The following is a 22278-nucleotide window of genomic DNA, read 5'->3' as shown; positions in this document are numbered from 1 at the left end:
GACGAGGCAGCATCGCTACACCTCCGAGACGTTGTTCGAGGGCGTCTTCCGCCTCACTGAGCGGGCGTCTGCCACGTTCACCGCCGCCGGACTCGGCATCCACTACCCGGAACCCGCCGAACACGTCCTGGAGCCGCGCACGCTGCGTCCCGGTGTCGATCCACTCGCCATGCTCGACGAGTTGCTGACCGACGTGATCCGCGAAGCGCCGAGCGCCACGGGGTGCGTGGGCGTCGAACTGTCGGGCGGCGCGGACTCCGGGAACGTCGCCCTGGCCGTGAAGGCGGCGCGCTTTCCCCAGGTGCACAGCTTCGGATTACTGGTTGGGGGAGCACCGGCAGGCAGCAGAGCGAGCGCCGCCAGGCGTACGCGGATCACTGCGGCTTCCGAGATATGGCCATCCCCGCCGTGCAGCACCCGCCGTTCTGCCCCGGCGGCGTGCGCGCTCTGCGCCGACCACATGATCCGGCGGGGGCGTTCTACCAGGAAGCCTTCGACGTCGTACGCGAGCAGGCAGCCGCCCGACGGTGCGAGGTCATGTTCACCGGCAGCGGAGGGGACGAGGTCAACGCCCACCACTCCAGGACGGCCGCGGAACTACCGATGCCGGAACCCGTTCCGTGGCTCGGTCCGAAGGTGGTCCGCGCCCTGGCCGAGGTGAACGAGCACCTGGCGCCCATTCCCGTCCTGCCCGTGCCGACCCTGATGGCGTTCGGGATGCACAATCCCGGCTTCCTGCGGGCCGGCGTCTGGCCGGTGAGCCCGCTCGTACACCCGCGGATCGTCCGCTTCATGGAGCAGCTGCCGCACGAGTACAAGCGAGGCAAGGCGCTGTTCCGTGAGCGGATCAGGCGAGCGGGGCTGCCGGAGTCGGTGGCGTCGCCAGCCGAACCGGAGAACTTCCTTGCCGTACTGGAGAAGGGGCTGCGCTCCCACGGCTTCCCCGTACTGGACGACATGCTCAAGGAATCCGTCCTGGTCGATCTTGGCTACGTTGACTGCAAGGCACTCGCTCAGGCTCGAAGGGACGCTGATGCGGCTTTGACTGTCCCTGATCTGCTGTGCGATGTCCTCGCCCTTGAGGTCGGACTGCGGAGCCTCATGTGACCAGCCACGACACGGAAGCGGAGCCAGTGGAAGCGACGAACCTCCTCTACCGGGACCCGGCCCTGTACGACGTGATCCAGTCCGACAGCACCAGCGCCGGGTTGTGTCAGACCCTGATCGAGACGCACCGGCCGGGCGCCCGGACGCTGCTCGACTTCGGATGCGGCACCGGCAGAGACCTGGAGAGCCTTGCCAAGCGCTACGAGTGCACCGGCCTGGACCTCCAGCCCGGCATGGTCGACTACGCCCGCCAGGCCCGGCCGGAGCTGGATATCCACATCGGGGACATGCGCACCGCGCGACTGCGGCGGTGCATGGACGTGGTGACCTGCATGGGCAACAGCCTCGCCTATGTCCACAACAACAACGAGATCACCCAGGTCTTCGCCACGTTCGCGGCTCACGCCGAGCGGGGCAGCCTGCTGATCCTCTGTTCCCCCGTCGCACCCGTCACGGGGGCCGATCCGATGACTGCCACGGTCGACACCCCGAGCGGTCCGGCAACCGTCACGATCCGCCATGAGTGGGACCTGCGGACCCAGATCAACACCATGCACCGGCATTGGGCACTCCCCTCGGGGGACGAGGCCCAGGACGAGATCCGTAGACGCGTCCTCTTCCCGCGCGAGCTCGAACAGTACGCGGAGCGTGTCGGCTTCGAGATCCTGGACATGATCGACGACTCCGGAGCCAAGCTCACCGGGCCGACCGCGTACACGGTTGCCAGGTACACCTGACTTGATCACGAGCGGTGAGAAGCTGAGTGGGCCGTTTGTTACGGATCACCGCCAGACCCGAGCTGTCGCTAGTGTGATGGCTTCATGGTGTGGCATGAACGTGTGCTGCCGCCGGGTTCAGAACGGATCAGGTTCGGGACGGTGTTGCGCGGCTCACTCCTGCCGACCCTTGTCTGGGCCGGCGTCGCGGTCTTCGCGTATTTCGTCTACAACCCGGTCGTCGCGATGGTCCTCGGTGGGCTCTTCGCGTTCTCGTTCATCACGGGGTTCGCGCTCCGCCGCAAAGCAAAGCACTCGGTCCGGTGCAGCGCCTACGGTGCGCTGGGTGGAGTGCTCGACAAGTCCATGGCCGGGTTCTGAGGTATTGCGGTGGAGGCGGCGCAGGGAACTGCTTTTGCCCTGGTCCAGGGGTATGAGGGGGCCAGGGGAGTCCAACCGGAGTCGGCGGAGCTGACGGCGACGACGGGACACGGTGGCACCTGATTGCCAGCGTGGGCGATCAGTTCGGGAGGCCGCCGGGGGCCACAAGGCAGTGCCCGATCCTACGGATCAGAAGGTTGCAGGTTCGAATCCTGTCGAGTGCACAGCAAGCCGGAGGCCCCCAGGAGAAGTCCTGGGGGCCTCCGGCGTTCGCCCGCCGGGTGGCTCTGGCTAGGGTTCCTGCCTATGGACACTATGGGTGGGGATCTGTCCGAGAGCGCCACGGCACGTGGGGCGGCCGTCGAGTTCGTCTACCGGCCGACGGCCGCGGACTTCGAAGAGGCGCTTCGGGCGCGTGCGCGCAGGACATGGGCGGGGCGGGCCCAGGTGCTGATGGGGTTGCTGGCGGTTCCCGCCACCGCGTGCGTTCTCGCGCTGTTCTTCGACACCTCGCCTGCCGTATGGGGCGTCACGGTGGTGCTCTCCCTGATCTTCGCGTCCGTGGGTGTCCTGATGGCGCTGCGCGCCGAGGCGCGGCGGGTGTTCAGTGTCGTGGAGCCGTACGGGCAGTGCCGCATGGTGGCCGATGAGGGCGGCGCGGTCAGTACCGGTGAGCGGGTGTCGTTCACCTTCGAGTGGTCGGTGTACCGGGGGTACCTGGAGACCCCCCGGCTCTTCGTCCTGTTCGGTGGTGAGCGCTCCGCCGGGGTCGCGGTGCTGCCCAAGCGGGGCGCCGTGGGCCCTGAGGATGTGGAGCGCCTCAGGGCGATCCTCGACCGGAACCTCAAGCGGCTGTAGCGGCCGCCGTCGCTCCCGTCGGCTCCTGCGCGACCCGGCGGCGTCGGGTCGGCAGGCCGAAGGTGGGGTTCGCCACGCCCCAGGCCGCGCCCTTGCAGACCAGTTCCTTGTAGAGGGCGGCCGGGCGGCCGGTGAGGGCCGCGCTGACGGACCGGTCGTCGGCGGTGACGTACTGGATCAGGCCTTCCCTGCGGCCCAGGGAGACGCACTGGTTGAAGTAACGGAGCGGGATGCTCGGGATCTTGGCGCCGGTCAGGCGGGCGGCGATGGCGTCGGCGGCCTGCCAGGCGGTGGGGATGCCGCTGGCGCAGGACATGCGCAGGGGCTTGTCGCCGGGGCCCGCTGCCAGGGCCGCGTCGCCGATGGCGTACACGTCCGGGTGCGAGACCGAGCGCATCGTGGCGTCGACGACGATCTGGCCGGTGCCGGTCGTCTCCAGGGCGGTGGCCTTCGCGACGGGGTGGACCGCGAAGCCCGCGGTCCAGACGGTGACCGCGGCCGGGACGTCCTGGCCGGTGGTCGTGACGTGGGTGGCGGTGACCGCCGTGACCGGGGTGTTCTCGTGCACGGTGATGCCGAGGCCGTCGAAGACCTTTCGCAGGTGGCGGGCGCCCTTGGGGGAGAGCCAGTCGCCCAGCCCGCCGCGGGCGGCGAGGGCGACGTCGAGGTCCGGGCGGGCCTCGGCGATCTCCGTCGCCGCCTCCACGCCCGTGAGGCCGCCGCCGACGACGACCACCGGCTCCCCGGGGGCCAGTGCGGCCAGGCGGGCACGCAGGCGCAGGGCTCCGGGGCGGCCGGTGATGTCGTGGGCGTGCTCGGCGGTGCCGGGGACGCCATGGGTGTTCCAGCCGCTGCCGAGGGCGTAGACGAGGGTGTCGTACTCCAGGTCCTCCCGCTTCCCGGGGTCGTTCGCGTCGGTGACGGACACCGTCCTGCGGTCGACGTCGACTCCGGTGACCCTCGCGAGCCGCAGGGCGACTCCCGTACCGGCGAACATCTTGCTGAAGGGCCGGGCCTTGAGGTCCTGGCCGACCGCCAGTTGGTGCATCCGGACGCGCTCGGCGAAGTCGGGCCCGTCGTTGACGAGGGTGATGGAGACGTCCTCGCGGTGCAGCCGCCTGGCGAGGCGCCCGGCGGCGCTCGCTCCGGTGTAACCGGCTCCGATGACGATGACGCGGTGCCGACGCTGGTTCTGCTGCATGTCCTGGCTCCTGTCTCACGCGGTTTCGCCTCTTGAACCGGGCAGCCCGCTGTTTCCTGACAGCAGGGTGAGGTGACGCGCGTCACAGTCGATGTCAGAGGGTGTGGAGCAGGGTCTCTCCGTGGCCGGCGGCCGCCCACCGCTCGTTCGCGCGTTCCAGCTTGTCGGGGTTGACCTGGCTGCGGACGGCGGTGATGCCGTCGGCGGTCATCTCCAGGAGCATCACGCCGATGATCCGCTCCCCGACCACCACCACGACGGCCGGAGCGCCGTTGGCGGTCGAGAGGTGGACCTCCGCGGAACCGCCGAGGAGATTGCGCAGGGCCTGGTTGGGGTGGAACAGGCTCCGCATGAACGTCGCGACCGCGCGCGCGCCCTCGAACGGCTTGGCGCGGGCCGGTACCTTCCCGCCGCCGTCGCCGATCGCGACCACGTCCGCGGTGAGCAGTTCGACGAGCGGTTCGGTCCGGCCGCTGGTGGCGGCCGTGAGGAACTCCTCGGCGATCCGCCGGGCGGCGGCCTCGTCGATCTCGGCACGGGTCCGGCCCTCCGCGACGTGCTTCCTGGCGCGGTGGAAGATCTGCTGGCACGCGGACTCGGTGATGTCGAGGATCTCCGCGATCTTCCGGTGCGGGTAGGCGAAGGCCTCCCGCAGTACGTACACCACCCGTTCATTGGGCGACAGCCGCTCCATGAGGGTGAGGACCGCGTACGAGACGGATTCGCGCTGCTCGACGGTGTCGGCGGGGCCGAGCATCGGGTCCCCGGCGAGCAGCGGCTCGGGCAGCCACTGGCCCACGTACGTCTCGCGCCGGGCGCGCGCCGAGGTGAGCTGGTTGAGGCAGAGGTTGGTGAGGACCTTCGTCAGCCAGGCCTCGGGGACCTCGATACGGTCGACGTCGGCGGCCTGCCAGCGCAGGAACGTGTCCTGCACGGCGTCCTCGGCGTCGCTCGCGGAGCCGAGCAGCCGGTAGGCGATGGCCTCCAGACGGGGCATGGAGGCCTTGAACCGGTCCACCTGGTCCTGGGTCAGCGCCATGGCCCGGATCCTAGCTGGCGGCGACGCCGTAGCATCGCCGGGCCGGTGCGGCCGGCGGTGTCAGGTTTCAGGGGAGCGGAGTCCGGGTGTCCGGTGGCGGGTGGCGGTGTGATGGGGTGCGGTGGCCGGGGGCGGCTCCTGAGCTGGGGTGGCGGCGGGGGCGTGAGCGGCGGGTGAGCGTGCTCGCGTACGGGGGCGGGCTCGGGTTCCGGGCTGTCGGGGAGCGGCGGTGTGCGGGGGCCCGGGGGAACGAGTGCCCGCTGGGGGCCGTGGTGTCCGGGCGGAGCACCGGGGGGCGGTGCGCCGAGTGTGCGCGGCTGGACCGGGCGCATTCGGTGGCGGCCGACACGATGCCGGACGACCCGCGGACCTACCGCGTCTATCTCGCCTGGTTCGGGCCCGGCCTGGTCAAGGTCGGGATCACCGGGGAGGAGCGGGGTGCCGCCCGGTTGCGGGAGCAGGGGGCCGTCGCGTTCAGCTGGCTGGGGCGCGGGCCGCTGATGGCCGCCCGGCGGACCGAAGAGGTGCTGCGGGCCGCCCTCGGGGTGCCGGACCGGATTCCGTACGCCCAAAAGCGGTCCGTGCGGGGGCGGTTGCCGGGTGCGGAGGAGAGGGCCGGGGCGGTGGCGGAGCTGTACGCGCGCGCCGTCGGGCTCCAAGGGCGTGGTTGGCCGGAGTCGTTGGAGCCTTTGCCGCTGGAAGTCGTCGATCAGGTCGGGGTGTTCGGGATCGGGCGAGGGGGCGGTCCTCTTCGGGCCGTGCGGGAGCTCGTCGACGGAGGTGTCGTCGCCGGGCGGCTCGTCGCTGCCGCCGGGCCGGATCTCCACCTCGCGGTGGGCGGGGGTGACGCCGTCGTCGTCCTCGACACCCGGCTGTTCACCGGGTGGGAGCTTTCCGGTGTCCCTGATGCGTCCGCGATCGTCAGTGTTCCCCTGGTCGACATCGGGGGCGGCGGTGTGCAGGGTGGGTTGTTCTGAACGATGGCGAGGGAGCCTGAGCGTGGATGACGGTAGCGGGGGCGTGGTGCGGTTCCGGGAGCGGCTCGGGCTGCCCGGGATCATCGACGTGCACACCCACTTCATGCCCGAACAGGTCCTGCGCAAGGTGTGGGCCTACTTCGACGCCGCCGGGCCGCTCACCGGTCTGGAGTGGCCGATCACCTACCGGTACGAGGAGGAGCGGCGGCTCGCCGTGCTGCGGTCGTTCGGGGTGCTCCGGTTCACCGCGATGCTCTATCCGCACAAGCCCGGCATGGCCCGCTGGCTGAACGGCTGGGCCGCCGGCTTCGCCGCCCGGACGCCCGACTGCCTGCACACCGCGACCCTCTTCCCGGAGGACGGCGTCGAGGTGTACGTGAAGGAGGCCGTCGAGGCGGGGGCCCGGGTGTTCAAGTCGCACCTCCAGGTCGGTGCGTACGACGCCAACGACCCTTTGCTGGAACCCGTTTGGGGGCTGCTCGCCGAGGCCGGGATTCCGGTGGTGATGCACTGCGGGTCCGGGCCCGCCCCGGGCGCGTACACCGGGCCCGAGCCGGTCGGGCGGCTGCTCGCGCGCCATCCGCGGCTGCGGCTGATCGTCGCGCACATGGGGATGCCGGAGTACCGGGAGTTCCTCGCGCTGGCGGAGCGGTATCCCGAGGTGCGGCTCGATACGACCATGGCGTTCACCGACTTCGGTGAAGGGCTGAGCCCCTTTCCGGCGGCGGAGCGGGGGCGGCTCGCCGACCTCGGGGACCGCATCCTGCTGGGGACCGACTTCCCGAACATCCCGTATCCGTACGTCCATCAGCTGGACGCGCTGGAGCGGCTCGGGCTGGGCGACGACTGGTTGCGGGCGGTCTGTCACGGGAACGCCGCCGCGTTGTTCCCGTAACAGGGTTCCCCTGACAGCCCCCGCCGTTTTCTCAGGGAAATCACAGAAACGGGTCAGGGTTCTCTCACCGGCGCCTCACAGAGTGGGCCCATGACGACGACGACCTCGCCCCAGGGGCGTACCGAACTGCTCCGGCCGGACCGTACCCCCGTGCGGGTCCTGGTCGTGGACGACGAAGCTCCGCTCACCGAGCTGCTCTCGATGGCCCTGCGGTACGAGGGGTGGGAGGTGCGCAGCGCCGGGGACGGGGCCGCCGCCGTCCGGGCCGCCCGCGACTTCCGCCCGGACGCGGTGATCCTGGACGTGATGCTCCCCGACATGGACGGGCTCTCCGTGCTGGGCCGGCTGCGCCGCGAGTACGCCGATGTGCCGGTGCTCTTCCTGACCGCCAGGGACGCCGTCGAGGACCGGATCGCCGGGCTCACGGCGGGCGGCGACGACTATGTGACCAAACCCTTCAGCCTGGAGGAGGTCGTGGCCCGGCTGCGCGGGCTCATCCGCCGCTCGGGCTCGGCGCTCGCCGCCGGGCGGAGCGAGTCGAGGCTTGTCGTCGGGGACCTGGTGCTCGACGAGGACAGCCACGAGGTGAGCCGGGGCGGGGACGCGATCCACGTCACGGCCACCGAGTTCGAGCTGCTGCGCTTCCTGATGCGCAACCCGCGCCGGGTGCTCAGCAAGGCGCAGATCCTGGACCGGGTCTGGAACTACGACTTCGGCGGCCAGGCCAACGTGGTCGAGCTCTACATCTCGTACCTCCGCAAGAAGATCGACGCCGGGCGGACGCCGATGATCCACACCCGGCGCGGGGCGGGGTATCTGATCAAGCCCGGTGAGTAGCGGGCGCGCGCGGGCAGGGGAGCGCTGCGGCGGCCCTGGACGCTGCGGACCCGGCTCGTCGTCTCCGCCGTCTCCCTGATCGCCGTCGTCGCGGCCGGCACCCCAGGCCCTGCGGGACGCCGGTCGGCTCGGGTTCATCGGCGGGGGCGGGCAGCCGCTCGGCACGTTCGGGGCCCTCGTCGACGACGGGGGCGTCACCGCGTCGAAGGTCGTCCAGGACAGCGGGTCGAGCAGCGCCCGCAGATCGCGCGGTTTGTTCGGCGGGTTCATGACCGGTTGTCCTCCGGGTGCGGGGCGGTGAGGCATGGTCCTGCGGGCTCTGCGGGCTCTGCGGGCTCTGCGGGCGTCAGGAACTCATCGCCCCGTCCTCCGCAGCACCAGGTCCGCCACCACCGGCCGGTGGTCCGAGGCCAGGCTCTCCGGCACCCACGCGCGCCGCACCTGGGCCGCCCCCGACACCGTCACGTAGTCGATCCGCTTGACCGGGTCCCGCGCGGGGAAGGTCGGCGCGCCCGGGTCGGCGTCCGTCAGCTCCCTCCACAGCGGGGCCAGCTCCGGGGCGCCCGGCTCCGCGTTGAGGTCGCCGAGGAGGATGCGCGGGCCCCGGTCCTCGGCCATGATCCGCCGCGTGTCGGCGACCTGGGCGACGCGTACGGCGGGGTCCGGGCGGTGGTCGAGGTGGGTCGCGTACACGTGGACGGGCAGGCCCCGCACCCGTACGACGACCTCGCCGAACCCCGGGGCCGGAGCCGGGACCGGGTTCGGGTCCTGGGTCGAGAGGCGGGTGATCTCGTGGTTCTCGGCGGCCAGGATGCGGTGCCGGGAGAGGATCGCCACCCCGTACTCCGCGCGCGGGCCGCCAGGCTCGGCCGGGTCGAGGCTGTAGATCGGCGCGAAGGACACGTACATGTTCAGCCGCCGGGCCAGCTCGCCCGCCAGGTCGCGCCACTGGCTGCGTTCGCCCCAGTACCGGTCGACCTCCTGAAGCCCGATCACGTCCGCGTCCAGCGCGCGCAGTTCGGCCACCTGGCCGTCCAGGTCGAAGACGTGGTCCGTGGTCGCCCCGGCGTGGATGTTGTACGTGGCGACGCGCAGCGGCAGGGCGTCGGGGGCGGTCTCGGACGCGGCGGCCGGGGTCTGTGTGAGTGTCGTGCCCAACAGTGCTGCGGCGGCCAGGAGTTGCGTCGTACGGCGAAGGGGGCGGGATGACATGGCTCTCCAACCGGCCGGAAAATCGCGCACTTTGTCAGGTCTGAGTCGGAAACCGTAACCGCTCGGCCGCCCCGGGGTGCGGCGGCGCGGCGGTGCGGCGGTGCGAGAACTGACTTGTACGCCGTATAAGGGCTGCTCTACGGTGTACACCGACCACGTCCTATACACCGTAGAGCCGTAGAGCCGTAGAGCCGTAGCCCCCGGAGCTCAAGGAGCCCGCATGACGACGCCCGCCGCCGCACAGCGGCACGACCTCGCCCCCCAAGGGCACCCGCAGCGCTGGCTGATCCTCGGCGTCATCTGCCTGGCCCAGCTCACCGTGCTGCTCGACAACACCGTCCTCAACGTCGCGATCCCCTCCCTCACCACGGAACTCGACGCCTCCACCGCCGATGTGCAGTGGATGATCAACGCCTACTCGCTCGTCCAGTCCGGGCTGCTGCTCACGGCGGGCAGCTCCGCGGACCGTTACGGGCGCAAGAGGATGCTGATCGTGGGCCTCGCCCTGTTCGGCGTCGGGTCGCTGGTGGCGGGGCTCGCACAGTCCTCGGGCCAGCTCATCGCGGCCCGCGCCGGGATGGGCGTCGGCGGTGCGCTGCTGCTCACCACCACGCTCGCCGTCGTGGTGCAGATCTTCGACGACACCGAGCGGGTCAAGGCGATCGGGATCTGGTCGACGGTGAACTCCCTCGGCTTCGCGGCGGGTCCGCTGTTCGGCGGGTTCGTCCTCGACCACTTCTGGTGGGGCGCGATCTTCCTCATCAACATTCCGGTCGCCCTGATCGCTCTGGCCGCCGTCGTCCGGCTCGTACCGGAATGGAAGAACGCCCGGGGGGAGCGGCCCGACCTGCTGGGCGCGCTGCTCTCCACGATCGGTATGACCGCGGTCGTGTTCGCGATCATCTCCGGCCCGGAGCACGGCTGGGCGTCCGGCCGGGTGCTGCTCACGGCGTTCCTCGGGGTCGCGGTACTCGCCGGGTTCGTGCTGTGGGAGCTGCACATCCCGTACCCGATGCTCGATATGCACTTCTTCCGGAACCAGAAGTTCATCGGCGCGGTGGCGGGGGCGATCCTGGTCGCCTTCGGGATGGGCGGTTCGCTCTTCCTGCTCACCCAGCACCTCCAGTTCGTGCTCGGCTACGGGCCGTTGGAGGCCGGTCTGCGGACCGCCCCGATGGCGCTCACCGTGGTCGCCCTCAATCTGACGGGGCTGGGCGCCCGCCTGGTCGGCAGGCTGGGCACGCCCACCGTCATCGCGGCGGGGATGACCTCGCTGGCGGCCGGTCTCGCGGCCGTCGCGGTGCTCGGGCGCGGCGGATACGGCGGGATGCTGCTCGGCCTGGTCGTGATGGGGGCGGGGATCGCGCTGGCGATGCCCGCGATGGCCAACGCCATCATGAGCGCCATTCCGCCGGAGAAGGCCGGGGTCGGCGCGGGGGTCAACGGCACGCTCGCGGAGTTCGGCAACGGGCTCGGGGTCGCGGTGCTCGGCGCGGTGATGAACGCCCGGTTCGCCGCCCTCGTACCGGCCGCCGTCGGTGCGGCCTCACTGCCCGCCGCCCTGGCGTCCGCCGACGGCCCGGGTGAGCGCGAGCTGATCAAGGACGCCTTCGCCTCGGGCCTGGAGGTGAGCCAGCTGGCGGGTGCGGTCGCGGTGCTGGCGGGCGGCCTGCTCGCCGCGCTGCTGCTGCGCCGGGCCGCGCGGGCGGAGGCGGCGGCGGAGGCGACGAAGGCGGATGCGGTGGAGGCGGTTGACCAGGTGGAAAAGGCCGGGGACCGGGCAGGATCGACGGGACCGGCGGCATAGCATCGGACGGGACACGCGTACCGGACCGTGAGCATCCGGTACGCCGTCCCTCCGGCAGGCCCGAGCAAGACGAGGAGAGTGCGCCATGGTGTCCGCGTCCGACCGTGTGAAGAATCCCGCGCGGACCAGCGTCTGGCTGGACCGGCGGACGCCCTCGCGCTCCCGCAGGTCCGAGTCGCCGGCCGGCCTGGACCGCAACCGGATCACCGAGGCGTCGGTACGGCTGCTGGACGCCGAGGGCCTCGCCAAGTTCTCGATGCGCCGGCTCGCCGCCGAGCTGGACGTCACCGCGATGTCCCTCTACTGGTACGTCGACACCAAGGACGACCTCCTGGAGCTGGCGCTGGACTCGGTGTACGCCGAGATCACCCCGCCCGCGGAGGACGCCGACTGGCGGGTTCGGCTGCGGGAGTTCGCCCGCAGCTACCGCGAACTGCTCGTCCGCCACATCTGGGTCTCCCCACTGGCCGGGACCTTCCTCAACATCGGCCCGAACTCGATGCTGTGCTCGTACGCCGTCCAGGACATCATCCGGGCCACCGGCCTCCCGCTGGAGAGGCAGACGGGCGCGCTCTCGGCGGTCTTCCAGTTCGTGTACGGATTCGGCACCGTCGAGGGCCACTTCAAGGCGCGGTGCGACGCGACCGGGATGACGCAGGACCAGTACCACCAGCAGGCGATGGGCACGATCCGGTCACTGCCCCACCTGCGGCAGATCGCCGAGGCGTCCGACGCCCTGATGGCGGCCCGGGGCGGGGACACCGTGGAGGAGATGCGCGAGCGGGACTTCGTCTTCGCACTGGACCTGCTGATCGCGGGCATCGAGGCGATGCGCGACCGGGCCTCCGCCGCGCCGGGGAAGGCCGCTCAGTAGCCGCGCCCCACGTCCACCGCCGACGCCGGGAGGCGGCCCGCCGCCACGTCCTGCCAGCACGCGGCGAAGTCCACGGCCACGTCCTCGTCGGCGGTGATCCCCGCGGAGTGCGAGGTGATCACCGTACGGGGCAGCCGCCAGACCGGGTCGCCGGGTGCGGCCGGTTCCTCGGGCAGCACGTCCAGCACGGCCCCCCGTACCCCGCCGCCCCGCAGCGCCTCCTCCAGCGCCCCCAGGTCCACCGTCGCGCCCCGCCCCACGCCGACGAACGTCGCACCCCGCACCGCGCCGAACCGGTCGGCCCCGAAGAAGCCCTCCGTCGCCTCGGTCAACGGGAGCGTGGAGACCACCCACCGCGCCGCGCCCAGCGCCTCCCGGTCCGCGTCGGCCCCGATCACCCGGTCGAAGCCCGCCCCGGGCCGCGGCGTGCGGGCGACGCCCACCGTGTGCACCCCGCAGGCCTGCAACAGCCGTCCGACGGCCGTGCCGATCCGGCCGGTGCCGTAGATCAGCGCGGTCTGCCCGGCGGCGAGCTCCGAGGGGCGCCGCTGCCACTGCGCGCGGGCGTGCTGTGCGGTGAACTCCGGCACGGACTGGCACTCGGCGAGCATCCAGGCCAGGACGTACTGGGCGATCCGCTCGCCCATCCGGCCCACGGTCCGGGTCAGCAGTGCCCCGGCGGGCCAGGGCCCCGCCGAAAGCAGGGAGTCCGTACCGGCGTTGACGCTGTGGAACCACAGCAGCCGGTCCGTCCGCAGCGCCTCGGGCAGTGCGTCCCCCACGCACAGCAGCGGGGCGCCGGGCGGTGGCGGTACGTCGGTCAGGGGCTCCGCGCCCCGGCCGGTGATCCGCTCCAACTCCCCTACCAGGGAAGCGTTCAGGGCGGGCGCGACCAGGAGCCGCGCCCGCGCGAGAGCCCGGTGGGCGTCGCCCGTCACCGGGGGCCCCTCCGCCCGGGCAGCGCCTCGCCCCGGACGCCGGTCACTGACCATCACGCCTTCCGGCGGGGACCGCTGCTTCCGCTCCGGCGGGGGTGCCCGCGGTGACCGGCGCCTCGTCCGCCGCGTTCGTCTTCAGGGCGACCTCCTTGATGAAGATCGTCACGATGAAGGCGACGAGCGCGCACGGGGCGGCGTACAGGAAGACGTCGCCGACGCCGTGGCCGTACGCGGCCTCCATGACCAGGCGGAGCGGCTCGGGCAGCTTGTCCAGGTCGGGGATGCCCCCGCCGCCCGTACCGCCGTGGCCGAACGCGGCACCCTCCGGGCCGAGTTCGGCCAGGCCGTCCTTGACGTAGTGGGTGACCCGGTTGCCGAGGACCGCGCCGAGCGCCGAGACGCCGATCGCGCCGCCGAGGGAGCGGAAGAAGGTGACCACCGAGCTCGCGGCGCCGAGGTCCTCGGGGGCGACCTGGTTCTGGGTGGCGAGGACCAGGTTCTGCATCATCATGCCGATGCCGAGACCCATGACGAACATGTAGACGGCGACATGCCAGTAGGCGGTGTCGTACCGGATCGTGCCGAGCATCCCGAGCCCCGCCGTGACCAGGAAGCCACCGCTGACCAGCCAGGCCTTCCAGCGGCCCGTCTTGGTGATGACCTGGCCGGAGATCGTCGACGAGAGGAAGAGGCCCGCGATCATCGGGATCGTCATGACGCCGGACATCGTCGGCGACTTGCCGCGCGCCAGCTGGAAGTACTGGCTGAAGAAGACCGTGCCCGCGAACATCGCGATGCCGACGAACAGCGAGGCGACCGAGGCCAGGGTGATGGTGCGGTTGCGGAACAGGCGCAGCGGAATGATCGGCTCACTGGCCCGCGACTCGATGAGCACGAAGATCAGGCCGAGCAGGACCGAGCCCGCGACCATCACGTACGTCTGCCAGGACAGCCAGTCGTACTTGTCGCCCGCGAAGGTCACCCAGACCAGCAGCAGCGAGACGGCGGCGCTGATGAAGAGCGCGCCCGACCAGTCGACCTTGACCTCGCGCTTGACGACCGGGAGCTTCAGGGTCTTCTGGAGCACGATCAGGGCGATGATCGCGAACGGCACGCCCACGTAGAAGCACCAGCGCCAGCCCATCCAGCTGGTGTCGGTGATGACACCGCCGAGCAGCGGGCCGCCGACGGTGGCGACGGCGAACACCGCGCCCAGGTAGCCGCTGTAGCGGCCGCGCTCGCGCGGGGCGATCATCGCGGCCATCACGATCTGCGCGAGGGCGGAGAGACCGCCGACGCCGATGCCCTGGATGACCCGGCAGGCGATGAGCATGCCGCTGCTGGTCGAGAGCCCGGCGACGACCGAGCCCAGCACGTAGATGATCAGGGCTATCTGGACCAGCAGCTTCTTGCTGAAGAGGTCCGAGAGCTTGCCCCAGAGCGGGGTGGTGGCGGTCATGGCCAGCAGTGAGGCCGTGACGACCCAGGTGTAGGCGCTCTGGCCGCCGCCGAGGTCGGAGATGATCTCCGGCAGGGCGTTGGAGACGACCGTCGACGACAGGATCGCGACGAACATGCCGAGCAGCAGCCCGGTCAGCGCTTCCATGATCTGCCGGTGCGTCATCGGCGTGCCGTCGGGGGCGCCGGAGCCGCTGTGACCTCCGCGGCCGCCATGGCCTCCGTGCTTGGCGCGGCCGCCCCGCACACCGGTCGGTGTGGTCGTAGCCATTGAGTTCCTTATCCGTGCGTATTCGCTTCTGTTACACAGGTGTACGGGTGTGAGCGCCGGTACGGGTGCGGCACCCTCCGGTGTGGCTTCCGGGGGCGCAGCCGTCCGACCCGCGGCAGGCGAAGCTGTCGCGCAGCCGGGACAGCAGCGCGTTCAGCTGTCCGACGTCGTCGTCGGACCAGTCCGCGAGGTTCCGGGCGAACGTCTCGGTCACCCGCCTGCTCAGCTCGTCGAGCTGAGCGCGCCCGGCGGGGGTCAGCCGCAGGATGCGGGACCGCTTGTCCGCCGGGTCCGGGGACCGTTCGATCCAGCCGCGCTCGGCCACATGGGCCACATGGCGGCTGGTCACCGACATGTCCACGGCCAGCAGCTCGGCGAGCCTGCTGATCCGCATCTCGCCGTGCCGGTCCAGGAGCGTCAGTACGGCGGCGGAACCGCCGGGACACTCGGGAGGCAGTGCGCGGGTGAGCCCCCGTTTGACGGCCCCGACGGCGCTGAGCTGCCGGGCCAGTTCCTCGTAACTACTCCGTGCGGCCACTGGAGCCCCCAACGCGTCGGCGCATAGGTGGTTGACGCATATGTTGTTGCTTAGGGCAACCATAGAAGCCGTTGGTTGCTACAGGCAAACGAAAACGGGCTTGCAGAAGTAAAGGAACGCAAAAGCCTCCGTAGGCTGCGGGTCAAGGCCCTGCGGGGCCCCGCGGGACGGCTCCGGAGCGGCCCCGGGGGTTGGGCCCGAGTCCCGGGTTCGCTAGGGTCCTGCCCCATGGCACACAACCCCCACGCCCCCCAGCCGGGCCCCGAGGGCAACCACGACCCGGCGGGCAGCACGCAGATGTTCCGCGCTTTTGTCGACGAGGGGGAGCCGCGGCAGCGGCAGCGGCCCGCGGCGACCTCGGCCGGGCCGAGAGCCGGGGTGATCGCGGCCGTGATCGCGGCCGTTCTCGTCCTCGGCGCGGTGGCCTGGCTCGCACTGGGCTGACGAACCGTCCGGCCCCCGGGCCCCGGGCCGCGCGTACGCGTGACCGGGGCCCGGGGTCATTTCCAGACGGCGGACACGTCCTGGGTCTCGACGCGCATCCCCAGGGGGACCCGCCAGGAATCCACGCACACGGTGTACGTCTCCGTCCGCGCCGCGCCCGCGCCGATGGGGGCGGGCAGCGGCTGGGCCGTCCTGATCGTCGCCCAGTCGACACCGAGCGCGCCGATGATGTGCGTCGCGAAGGTGACGGTCCCCGAACGCGCCGGGGAGCCACCGGTGTTGCGGAACTCCACGGTCACCTTCTCGCACCACCGCCTGTCCGCCGCCGCGCGCTGCGGGGCGCTCAGCTTCAGCACGGCCGGGCCCGGGGGCGGAGGCGGGGGCGGTGGGGCGGGAGTGCTCGGCGTACCGGACCCGGAGGGCCGGCCGCCGCTGCCGCCACCCGGTTCGGGCGTCCTCGGCGGCGCCGGGGTGTCGGGCCGTCCGGCGGACGGTGACCCGGAACCGCCGCCGGAGGGCTTCGCGCTCGGCCGCGCGGCGGAAGCGCCCCCCTGGCCGCCGGGAGTCCGCGTGCGCTCGCCGCCGCCGCTGTCGGGGCCGCTCCGAGCGCCCGCCTCCGGTGACGGGGGCGAGGCCCGGCCCTTACCGGAACCCGGGCCGTCGCCCGGCCCCTCTCCGGGCCGTCCCCCGCCCCGGTCGCCGTCCCCGTCGAGCGGGGTCAGCGTGACCTCCCCCGAGGGCTGCCCGGCCCCCTCGGGCGGCCGCTTACCGCCCTCGGCCGCCGCGCCCACGGCCACGTAGCCCTCGTTCCCGTCCGGGCCGCTCGCGCAGGCGGTCAGCGCCCCGCCCAGACACAGCGCGGCCGCCGAGGCGACGATCGCGCTGCCCCGGCGGCCGGTGAAGCCGAATGCCGGACGTACCTGACGTATCTGACGAGTCTTACGCATCTGACGGCGCATCGCGCCAGTATGGCTGACGGCCCGTCAAATACGAACCCTCGTGAACGGGAGCGGTCCACGGGCTCAGTCGGCGATGAGTCCTTCCCTGAGCTGGGCGAGCGTACGGGTCAGCAGCCGGGAGACGTGCATCTGGGAGATGCCGACCTCCTCGCCGATCTGCGACTGCGTCATGTTCGCGAAGAACCGCAGCATGATGATCTGGCGCTCGCGCGGGGCCAGTTTGGCCAGCAGCGGCTTCAGCGACTCGCGGTACTCCACGCCCTCCAGCGCCGAGTCCTCATACCCGAGGCGGTCGGCGAGTGAGCCCTCGCCGCCGTCGTCCTCGGGCGAGGGGGAGTCGAGCGAGGAGGCGGTGTACGCGTTGCCGACGGCGAGACCGTCGACCACGTCCTCCTCGGAGACCCCGAGCGCGCGGGCGAGCTCCGGGACGGTCGGCGAGCGGTCGAGCTTCTGGGCGAGCTCGTCGCTGGTCTTGGTCAGCGCTAGCCGCAGCTCCTGGAGCCGCCGGGGGACCCGGACCGACCAGGAGGTGTCGCGGAAGAAGCGCTTGATCTCGCCGACGACCGTGGGCATCGCGAACGTGGGGAACTCCACGCCCCGTTCGCAGTCGAACCGGTCGATCGCCTTGATCAGGCCGATCGTGCCGACCTGGACGATGTCCTCCATCGGTTCGTTACGGCTCCGGAACCGCGCCGCGGCGTAACGCACCAGCGGGAGGTTGAGCTCGATCAGTGTGTCCCGCACATAGGTACGCTCCGGGCTGTCCGTTCCCTCGGGGCCCGAGGCGGGACCGAGTGCGGCGAGCCGCAGGAACAGGGAGCGGGAGAGAGTGCGGGTGTCGATGGCTTCCGGCGAGCTGGTGAGCACGGCGGGTGCCGGCACGCTCTTCGTGAGCGTGAGCACCTTCGAGCTGCCCTGTTCTGCGGACATGCCACCCCCTTGAGGTCGCGGACGGTCGCGGTGGCCGCGACCATCGGAGGAACGCAGCCTCCACCTGAATACCGGAGGCGGGGCTGCGGCAAACGCGCTTCGAGCAGAATGTCACATGTCGGCAACACGCTGTAGTGACATGTCGACAAGTCAGCGCCGAATCCGCCCTGGAAACAGGGGGTGCAGGGCTTTTGTGCCGTCAGAACCGCTCTCTGGGCGGTCTACCCGTTCCGGTTACGCCTCGATCCTGTTTGCGGATCTCAGTCGGGCGAAACTTCGGGCCAGGAGCCTTGACACGTGCATCTGCGAGACACCCAGCTCCGCGCTGATCTGGGACTGTGTCAAGTTGCTGTAGTAGCGCAGGAGAAGAATGCGCTGCTCGCGCTCGGGGAGCTGGACGAGGAGGTGGCGTACGAGGTCGCGGTGCTCGACGCCCGCGAGCGCGGGGTCCTCGTAGCCGAGCCGGTCGAGGAGGCCGGGCAGTCCGTCGCCCTCCTGGGCCGCCTCCAGCGAGGTCGCGTGGTAGGAGCGTCCGGCCTCGATGCAGGCCAGTACCTCGTCCTCGGAGATCTTCAGCCGCTCGGCGATCTCGCCGGTGGTCGGGGAGCGGCCGTGAGCGGTCGTCAGGTCCTCGGTGGCGCCGGTGACCTGGACCCAGAGCTCGTGCAGCCGGCGGGGGACGTGGACGGTGCGCACGTTGTCGCGAAAGTAACGTTTGATCTCGCCGACGACGGTGGGCATCGCGAAGGTGGGGAACTGGACCCCGCGCTCCGGGTCGAACCGGTCGATCGCGTTGATCAGGCCGATGGTGCCGACCTGGATGACGTCCTCCATCGGCTCGTTGCGGCTGCGGAACCGTGCCGCGGCGTACCGGACGAGGGGGAGGTTGGCCTCGATGAGGGCGGCCCGGACCCGGCGGTGTTCCGGGGTGCCCGGCTCCAGGTCCTTGAGCTGGCCGAAGAGGACCTGGGTGAGCGCCCGGGTGTCCGCGCCGCGGGCTCTGGCGGGGGTGACGGAGGGGTCCGGGGTCTCGGTCTGGATGTCCTGGAGGTCCTCGGTCTGGACGTTCTGGGGAGGCACTTGAGGCGCTGTACTGGCCGGCACGGTGACGCCACCCCTTTGCGGTCAACTACGGTCAACTCATCCGTCAAAAGCGGTCATAGCATCACAAGACATGTCCACTGTGTGCAAGCACCGCAAAACACCGTGTTGACCCCGAAAACCCATTAATCGCACGACAAAACCCCCCGCCTGAACGGCGAGGGGTCCGCGCGGCCGGGGCGGGCCGGGGGCGGGGAGCGGTCAGAAGGGGTAGTCCGCGATCACCCAAGTGGCGAACTCCCGCCACTGTCCCGCGGCCGCCTGGTGGGCCGGGTGCTCGATGTAGCGCTTGAGGGCGTCCTCGTCGGCGACGGCGGAGTTGATGGCGTAGTCGTACGCGATCGGCCGGTCGGTGATGTTCCAGGCGCACTCCCAGAACTCCAGTTCGGGGATCTGTCCCGCCAGCTCGCGGAAGGCCCGGTCGCCGGCGACCACCCGCGGGTCGTCGCGCTCGACGCCCTCGTTGAGCTTGAAAAGGACCAGGTGGCGAATCACGGCTATCCCTATTCCCGCTTCGTCTCTACGTGAGCTGCTGAACTACTTGACCAGTTCGGACATGAAGTCGCCGACGCTCTGGGCGGCGCTGGAAACGCCCTCGAACCCTACCCCCACGAGCTCGGCGGACCGCTTGGGTGAGGTGATGATCGTGTACAGCACGAAGACCACCAGTATGTAGAGCGCGATCTTCTTCGCTTGCGCCACTTGCCCTTGCCTCCCCGTAGACCCCGCCGGTGCCCCGCCTGCAGCCCTGTGCGACCGGGCGATTGTATCCGCACGTTTGGCCGTATCCGGTGGCCGCTGCCCGCCGCCGGCCCGATCACTGACGCGGCCTTTAAGGACCTACGGCCCGGCCGTCGAGGCCTTTTGCCCGCCCGTACGGCCGGGTGGGGCGCGGCAGGATGGATACCGAGCCCGACGGACCGGCAGGAACCGGAGGGCCGGAACGGGGCCTCTCTGTGGGGTCGCCGCCGCGCGATACCCCCCTGACCGCGGCGGGGGCCGACAGGCCCTGTTCCCACCGGGGGAAGCGGCTTGTCCCCCCGATGCCGCTTCCCCCGACCTACTCCCTGTGACCCGGGCACCTCCTCGTGCCCGGGTCCTGGTCTTCCGGTCCCTGTGGGTCTCCGTCCCTGGGCCGATGACTCCTGGGACCGTACCGGCGATCATGGTGGCCTTACTGGCCTGGCCGAGGAGGAACGATGCAGATCGCACCGGTGGACTGGGTGGAGATTCCGGCCGGAGTGCTCCGGCGGGGTACCCCGGCCGACGACATCGCGCTGGTGGCCGACCGCTATGCCGGCACCCGGGTGCCGGAGGCGTGGTACCGCAAGGAGGCCCCGAGCGCCGAGCTCCGCATCCCCGCCTTCCGGATCGCCCGTACCCAGGTCACCGCCGGTCAGTGGGCTCTCTTCGCCGCCGCCACCGGCAGGCCCGCTCCCCGGGGCCCCGAGGACCATCCGGTCATCGGCGTGAGCTGGGACGAGGCGAGCGCCTACTGCCGCTGGCTGGGCGAGCGCACCGGTGACCCCGGCGTCCGGCTGCCGACGGAGGACGAGTGGGAGCGGGCCGCACGCGGGGACGACGGCCGGGAGTTCCCCTGGGGCGACGAGTACCGCACGGGGCTGGCCAACCTGGTGGACCTCGGCCTCGGCACGACCACTCCGGTCGGCTCGTTCCCCGAGGGGGCCAGCCCCTTCGGCGTCCTGGACATGGCGGGCAACGCCGACGAGTGGACCTCCACGCTGTACGCCCCCTACCCCGGTGCCCCCGAGGACGTGCCGCAGGTCGAGGACTGGGCCTTCGACCCCCACATCACCCGCGGCGGCGCGTTCCGCCACGACGTGGACCTGGCCCGCTGCGCCCGCCGCCACGGCGCCTACGAGGAGGACCTGGCGGCCATCGGTATCGGTTTCCGCCTGGCGGCGTCGGCCCGCGTCGCCGGGTAGCCCCGCCCGGGCCGCCCCGGTCAGCCCTTGCCGGCCAGGAGTTCGGCGGCGGCGATGCCGGAGACCCGGGTCGCGCCGTGCGTCGTCACGTGCACGGCCCCCGGGCGGTCGCCGCCGGGAACGCCCATCTCGACGACCAACGCGTCGGGGCGGTGGCGCAGGAGACCGGTCAGGGCCTGCGACATCCAGCCGTAGCGGGCCGCGTCGCGCACCACGACGACCAGCGCGCGTCCGGTGGCGGGTGCGAGCGCGGCCCGGTCCAGCAGGTCCTTCTCGCCCCGGAGCTCCGACTCGCCGAGCCGTACGGACGTGGTGCCGGGCCGCAGCGCGCGCAGCGGCCCGGCCACGCCCCACGGGGTGGAGCCGTCGATGGCGAGGTTCGTCACGGGGGACAGCTCGACCACGTGGGCGTCGCCCACGAGCGGGAACTCGGCCCGGGCGTCCTGGTTGCGGTGGACGGTGACCGCGCGCCGGGCGGCCACCAGGCCGATGCCGGCGGTCCGGCCGTCGGGGGCGGCGTCCCGGGTCAGCTTGGCGGACCAGGCGGCGAACTCCTGTACACGGGAGGCCGCTTCGGCCAGCCGCTCCTCGGGGATGGTGCCGTCCAGGACGGCGCGCACGATCGCCTCGGTCAGCTCGACGGTGGTGGACTCCTCGGCGCTCTCGCCGCCGACGCACACCGCGTCGCAGCCCCCGGCCACGGCCTTCACGGTGGCGCCCGCGATGCCGTAGCGGTCGGAGACGGCGCCCATCTCGATGCCGTCGGTCACCACCAGGCCGGTGAAGCCGAGTTCGTCGCGGAGCAGGTCGTTGATGATCTTCTGGCTGAGGGTGGCGGGCAGCTCGCCGTCGTACGCCGGGGTGAGCATGTGCGCGGTCATGACCGTGCGGACACCCGCTTCCATGGCCGCGATGAACGGCGGCAGGGCGGTCCGGGCGATCGCGGAGGCGTCCGCCCCGGCCCTCGGCAGACCGTGGTGGGAGTCGACGTTGGTGTCGCCGTGGCCGGGGAAGTGCTTGGCGCAGGCGGCGACACCGGCGGACTGGAGGCCGCGGATCCAGGCGGCGGTGTGGCGGGAGACGACCTCGGTGCGCGGGCCGAAGGAGCGGACGCCGATCACCGGGTTCATCGGGTTGGAGTTCACGTCGGCGCTGGGCGCGTAGTTCAGCGAGACGCCGACCTCGCGCAGAGCCCGGCCGATGTCGCGGGCCACCTGTTCGGTGAGGTCGATGTCGTCGATCGCGCCGAGGGCGAGGTTGCCGGGCCAGGAGGAGCCGTCGCGCGCTTCGAGGCGGGTGACGTCGCCCGCCTCCTCGTCGATGGCGACGATCAGGTCGGGGTTCTCGGCGCGCAGCGACGCGGTGAGCGCGGCGACCTGCTCGGGCGTCTCGATGTTGCGCCCGAACAGGACGACGGAGCCGAGGCCTTCGCCGACCCGGCGGAGCAGCCAGTCAGGTGCGGTGGTCCCGACGAAGCCCGGCTGGAGCACGGAGTTGGCCAGCCTCATGAGTCCGGGGTGGCTGTTCTCTGCCATGAAGATCCTCAAGCTCGGGCACGATGCGGGGCCGAGGGAAATGCGTACCCCCGCGGCAATGGTGCAGGATGAAGGGGATGTTGGCCTATACCAATCTTCAGTGTCAAGACAATCGTTCGCCGAAGCGGCGGCTGACCCGCGGGTTCTCCCCTCTCGCCGGTTCTGTCTGATGGGTCGTCATGTCGCCTTCCGCTGTTGATCGGTACGGGTTGACGCCATCGGGGGCCTGTGCAAGCCTCCCGGTGCTCCACTTC

General features: G+C 71.5%; 22 protein-coding genes and 2 pseudogenes. 12 read left to right on the top strand and 12 right to left on the bottom strand.

What is annotated here, in order from left to right:
* Positions 1 to 393 precede the first annotated feature (393 nt).
* The 4 genes from ACZ5WC_RS10130 (at position 394) to ACZ5WC_RS10115 (ending at position 3062) form a co-directional block, all read left to right on the top strand.
* Positions 394 to 1107, top strand: coding sequence for a hypothetical protein (locus tag ACZ5WC_RS10130; protein ID WP_468540353.1), 714 nt, complete (start codon positions 394 to 396; stop codon positions 1105 to 1107).
* Entirely contained in the window at positions 1104 to 1844 is a 741-nt protein-coding gene (locus tag ACZ5WC_RS10125; RefSeq protein WP_468540352.1) for a class I SAM-dependent methyltransferase, read from the top strand. Before ACZ5WC_RS10130 ends, ACZ5WC_RS10125 begins: the two co-directional genes overlap by 4 nt.
* A 144-nt stretch (positions 1845 to 1988) precedes the next feature.
* Positions 1989 to 2204: a hypothetical protein gene (locus tag ACZ5WC_RS10120; RefSeq protein WP_468540351.1), complete on the top strand. Its 216-nt coding sequence runs from the start codon at positions 1989 to 1991 to the stop codon at positions 2202 to 2204.
* A 306-nt stretch (positions 2205 to 2510) separates the two neighbouring features.
* Positions 2511 to 3062, top strand: coding sequence for a YcxB family protein (locus ACZ5WC_RS10115; protein WP_468540350.1), 552 nt, complete (start codon positions 2511 to 2513; stop codon positions 3060 to 3062).
* Here the strand turns inward: ACZ5WC_RS10115 and ACZ5WC_RS10110 are convergent.
* Both ACZ5WC_RS10110 and ACZ5WC_RS10105 read right to left on the bottom strand, forming a co-directional pair.
* The gene (locus ACZ5WC_RS10110) at positions 3049 to 4263 is read right to left on the bottom strand and encodes an NAD(P)/FAD-dependent oxidoreductase (protein WP_468540349.1); all 1215 of its coding nucleotides are present in this window, start codon (positions 4261 to 4263) and stop codon (positions 3049 to 3051) included. The genes ACZ5WC_RS10115 and ACZ5WC_RS10110 overlap by 14 nt on opposite strands.
* 94 nt (positions 4264 to 4357) lie before the next feature.
* Positions 4358 to 5302, bottom strand: coding sequence for an RNA polymerase sigma-70 factor (locus tag ACZ5WC_RS10105; protein ID WP_468540348.1), 945 nt, complete (start codon positions 5300 to 5302; stop codon positions 4358 to 4360).
* Between the two features lie 86 nt (positions 5303 to 5388).
* Here ACZ5WC_RS10105 and ACZ5WC_RS10100 point away from each other — a divergent pair, with 86 nt between their 5' ends.
* The 4 genes and pseudogenes from ACZ5WC_RS10100 to ACZ5WC_RS10085 form a co-directional block, all read left to right on the top strand.
* Positions 5389 to 6279, top strand: a complete 891-nt coding sequence (locus tag ACZ5WC_RS10100) for a DUF2797 domain-containing protein (RefSeq protein ID WP_468540347.1) — start codon at positions 5389 to 5391, stop codon at positions 6277 to 6279.
* The gene (locus ACZ5WC_RS10095) at positions 6257 to 7174 is read left to right on the top strand and encodes an amidohydrolase family protein (RefSeq protein ID WP_468540550.1); all 918 of its coding nucleotides are present in this window, start codon (positions 6257 to 6259) and stop codon (positions 7172 to 7174) included. Before ACZ5WC_RS10100 ends, ACZ5WC_RS10095 begins: the two co-directional genes overlap by 23 nt.
* Before the next feature lie 90 nt (positions 7175 to 7264).
* Positions 7265 to 8011, top strand: coding sequence for a response regulator transcription factor (locus ACZ5WC_RS10090; RefSeq protein ID WP_468540346.1), 747 nt, complete (start codon positions 7265 to 7267; stop codon positions 8009 to 8011).
* A gap of 24 nt (positions 8012 to 8035) precedes the next feature.
* Positions 8036 to 8267, top strand: a pseudogene (locus ACZ5WC_RS10085) (two-component sensor histidine kinase); the annotation flags it as partial.
* Between the two features lie 98 nt (positions 8268 to 8365).
* Here ACZ5WC_RS10085 and ACZ5WC_RS10080 read toward each other — a convergent pair.
* Complete coding sequence (locus ACZ5WC_RS10080; protein WP_468540345.1) at positions 8366 to 9223, bottom strand: endonuclease/exonuclease/phosphatase family protein; 858 nt, start codon at positions 9221 to 9223, stop codon at positions 8366 to 8368.
* A 220-nt stretch (positions 9224 to 9443) separates the two neighbouring features.
* Between ACZ5WC_RS10080 and ACZ5WC_RS10075 the strand changes: the two genes are divergently transcribed.
* Positions 9444 to 11030: an MFS transporter gene (locus ACZ5WC_RS10075; protein WP_468540344.1), complete on the top strand. Its 1587-nt coding sequence runs from the start codon at positions 9444 to 9446 to the stop codon at positions 11028 to 11030.
* 85 nt (positions 11031 to 11115) lie between these two features.
* Positions 11116 to 11904, top strand: a complete 789-nt coding sequence (locus ACZ5WC_RS10070) for a TetR/AcrR family transcriptional regulator (protein ID WP_468540343.1) — start codon at positions 11116 to 11118, stop codon at positions 11902 to 11904.
* On the opposite strand, the gene ACZ5WC_RS10065 is transcribed toward ACZ5WC_RS10070, so the two are convergent.
* The 3 genes and pseudogenes from ACZ5WC_RS10065 to ACZ5WC_RS10055 all read right to left on the bottom strand — a co-directional run bounded on the left by ACZ5WC_RS10065 (position 11898) and on the right by ACZ5WC_RS10055 (position 15109).
* Positions 11898 to 12896, bottom strand: coding sequence for a D-2-hydroxyacid dehydrogenase (locus tag ACZ5WC_RS10065; protein WP_468540342.1), 999 nt, complete (start codon positions 12894 to 12896; stop codon positions 11898 to 11900). The genes ACZ5WC_RS10070 and ACZ5WC_RS10065 overlap by 7 nt on opposite strands.
* A gap of 10 nt (positions 12897 to 12906) precedes the next feature.
* Positions 12907 to 14466 (bottom strand): annotated as a pseudogene (locus ACZ5WC_RS10060) (MDR family MFS transporter); the annotation flags it as partial.
* Positions 14467 to 14602: 136 nt separating this feature from the next.
* Positions 14603 to 15109 (bottom strand): MarR family winged helix-turn-helix transcriptional regulator, encoded by a 507-nt coding sequence (locus tag ACZ5WC_RS10055; protein ID WP_468540341.1) that lies wholly within the window; start codon positions 15107 to 15109, stop codon positions 14603 to 14605.
* A gap of 228 nt (positions 15110 to 15337) precedes the next feature.
* Between ACZ5WC_RS10055 and ACZ5WC_RS10050 the strand changes: the two genes are divergently transcribed.
* Positions 15338 to 15553 carry a hypothetical protein gene (locus ACZ5WC_RS10050; RefSeq protein WP_468540340.1) on the top strand — a complete coding sequence of 72 codons (216 nt, stop codon included), beginning with the start codon at positions 15338 to 15340 and terminating at the stop codon, positions 15551 to 15553.
* Positions 15554 to 15609: 56 nt separating this feature from the next.
* On the opposite strand, the gene ACZ5WC_RS10045 is transcribed toward ACZ5WC_RS10050, so the two are convergent.
* The 5 genes from ACZ5WC_RS10045 to ACZ5WC_RS10025 all read right to left on the bottom strand — a co-directional run bounded on the left by ACZ5WC_RS10045 (position 15610) and on the right by ACZ5WC_RS10025 (position 19245).
* The gene (locus tag ACZ5WC_RS10045) at positions 15610 to 16512 is read right to left on the bottom strand and encodes a hypothetical protein (RefSeq protein ID WP_468540339.1); all 903 of its coding nucleotides are present in this window, start codon (positions 16510 to 16512) and stop codon (positions 15610 to 15612) included.
* Positions 16513 to 16575: 63 nt separating this feature from the next.
* The gene (locus ACZ5WC_RS10040) at positions 16576 to 17442 is read right to left on the bottom strand and encodes an RNA polymerase sigma factor SigF (RefSeq protein ID WP_096626612.1); all 867 of its coding nucleotides are present in this window, start codon (positions 17440 to 17442) and stop codon (positions 16576 to 16578) included.
* A 234-nt stretch (positions 17443 to 17676) separates the two neighbouring features.
* Entirely contained in the window at positions 17677 to 18546 is an 870-nt protein-coding gene (locus ACZ5WC_RS10035; protein ID WP_468540338.1) for an RNA polymerase sigma factor SigF, read from the bottom strand.
* Positions 18547 to 18744: 198 nt separating this feature from the next.
* On the bottom strand, positions 18745 to 19038 hold the full coding sequence (locus tag ACZ5WC_RS10030) for a Dabb family protein (protein ID WP_218525555.1): 294 nt from the start codon (positions 19036 to 19038) through the stop codon (positions 18745 to 18747).
* A gap of 42 nt (positions 19039 to 19080) precedes the next feature.
* On the bottom strand, positions 19081 to 19245 hold the full coding sequence (locus ACZ5WC_RS10025; RefSeq protein ID WP_468540337.1) for a hypothetical protein: 165 nt from the start codon (positions 19243 to 19245) through the stop codon (positions 19081 to 19083).
* Positions 19246 to 19742: 497 nt separating this feature from the next.
* Between ACZ5WC_RS10025 and ACZ5WC_RS10020 the strand changes: the two genes are divergently transcribed.
* Entirely contained in the window at positions 19743 to 20489 is a 747-nt protein-coding gene (locus ACZ5WC_RS10020; RefSeq protein ID WP_468540336.1) for a formylglycine-generating enzyme family protein, read from the top strand.
* A 20-nt stretch (positions 20490 to 20509) separates the two neighbouring features.
* Here ACZ5WC_RS10020 and ACZ5WC_RS10015 read toward each other — a convergent pair whose 3' ends face one another.
* A complete protein-coding gene (locus tag ACZ5WC_RS10015; RefSeq protein ID WP_468540335.1) occupies positions 20510 to 22024 on the bottom strand; it encodes a glycoside hydrolase family 3 protein in 1515 nt (504 codons plus the stop codon).
* Positions 22025 to 22278: the final 254 nt, after the last annotated feature.

This window comes from Streptomyces sp. NPDC033165, assembly GCF_055577965.1.
The sequence above is the reverse complement of the archived record's forward strand: the minus strand, read 5'-3'. Positions and strand labels throughout refer to the sequence as shown.

Coding starts and splice junctions, on each gene's coding strand:
- ACZ5WC_RS10130 (WP_468540353.1), top strand. CDS start 394: ATGGCCATCCCCGCCGTGCAGCACCCGCCGTTCTGCCCCGGCGGCGTG.
- ACZ5WC_RS10115 (WP_468540350.1), top strand. CDS start 2,511: ATGGACACTATGGGTGGGGATCTGTCCGAGAGCGCCACGGCACGTGGG.
- ACZ5WC_RS10110 (WP_468540349.1), bottom strand. CDS start 4,263: ATGCAGCAGAACCAGCGTCGGCACCGCGTCATCGTCATCGGAGCCGGT.
- ACZ5WC_RS10105 (WP_468540348.1), bottom strand. CDS start 5,302: ATGGCGCTGACCCAGGACCAGGTGGACCGGTTCAAGGCCTCCATGCCC.
- ACZ5WC_RS10090 (WP_468540346.1), top strand. CDS start 7,265: ATGACGACGACGACCTCGCCCCAGGGGCGTACCGAACTGCTCCGGCCG.
- ACZ5WC_RS10080 (WP_468540345.1), bottom strand. CDS start 9,223: ATGTCATCCCGCCCCCTTCGCCGTACGACGCAACTCCTGGCCGCCGCA.
- ACZ5WC_RS10075 (WP_468540344.1), top strand. CDS start 9,444: ATGACGACGCCCGCCGCCGCACAGCGGCACGACCTCGCCCCCCAAGGG.
- ACZ5WC_RS10070 (WP_468540343.1), top strand. CDS start 11,116: ATGGTGTCCGCGTCCGACCGTGTGAAGAATCCCGCGCGGACCAGCGTC.
- ACZ5WC_RS10065 (WP_468540342.1), bottom strand. CDS start 12,896: ATGGTCAGTGACCGGCGTCCGGGGCGAGGCGCTGCCCGGGCGGAGGGG.
- ACZ5WC_RS10050 (WP_468540340.1), top strand. CDS start 15,338: ATGGCACACAACCCCCACGCCCCCCAGCCGGGCCCCGAGGGCAACCAC.
- ACZ5WC_RS10045 (WP_468540339.1), bottom strand. CDS start 16,512: ATGCGCCGTCAGATGCGTAAGACTCGTCAGATACGTCAGGTACGTCCG.
- ACZ5WC_RS10040 (WP_096626612.1), bottom strand. CDS start 17,442: ATGTCCGCAGAACAGGGCAGCTCGAAGGTGCTCACGCTCACGAAGAGC.
- ACZ5WC_RS10020 (WP_468540336.1), top strand. CDS start 19,743: ATGCAGATCGCACCGGTGGACTGGGTGGAGATTCCGGCCGGAGTGCTC.
- ACZ5WC_RS10015 (WP_468540335.1), bottom strand. CDS start 22,024: ATGGCAGAGAACAGCCACCCCGGACTCATGAGGCTGGCCAACTCCGTG.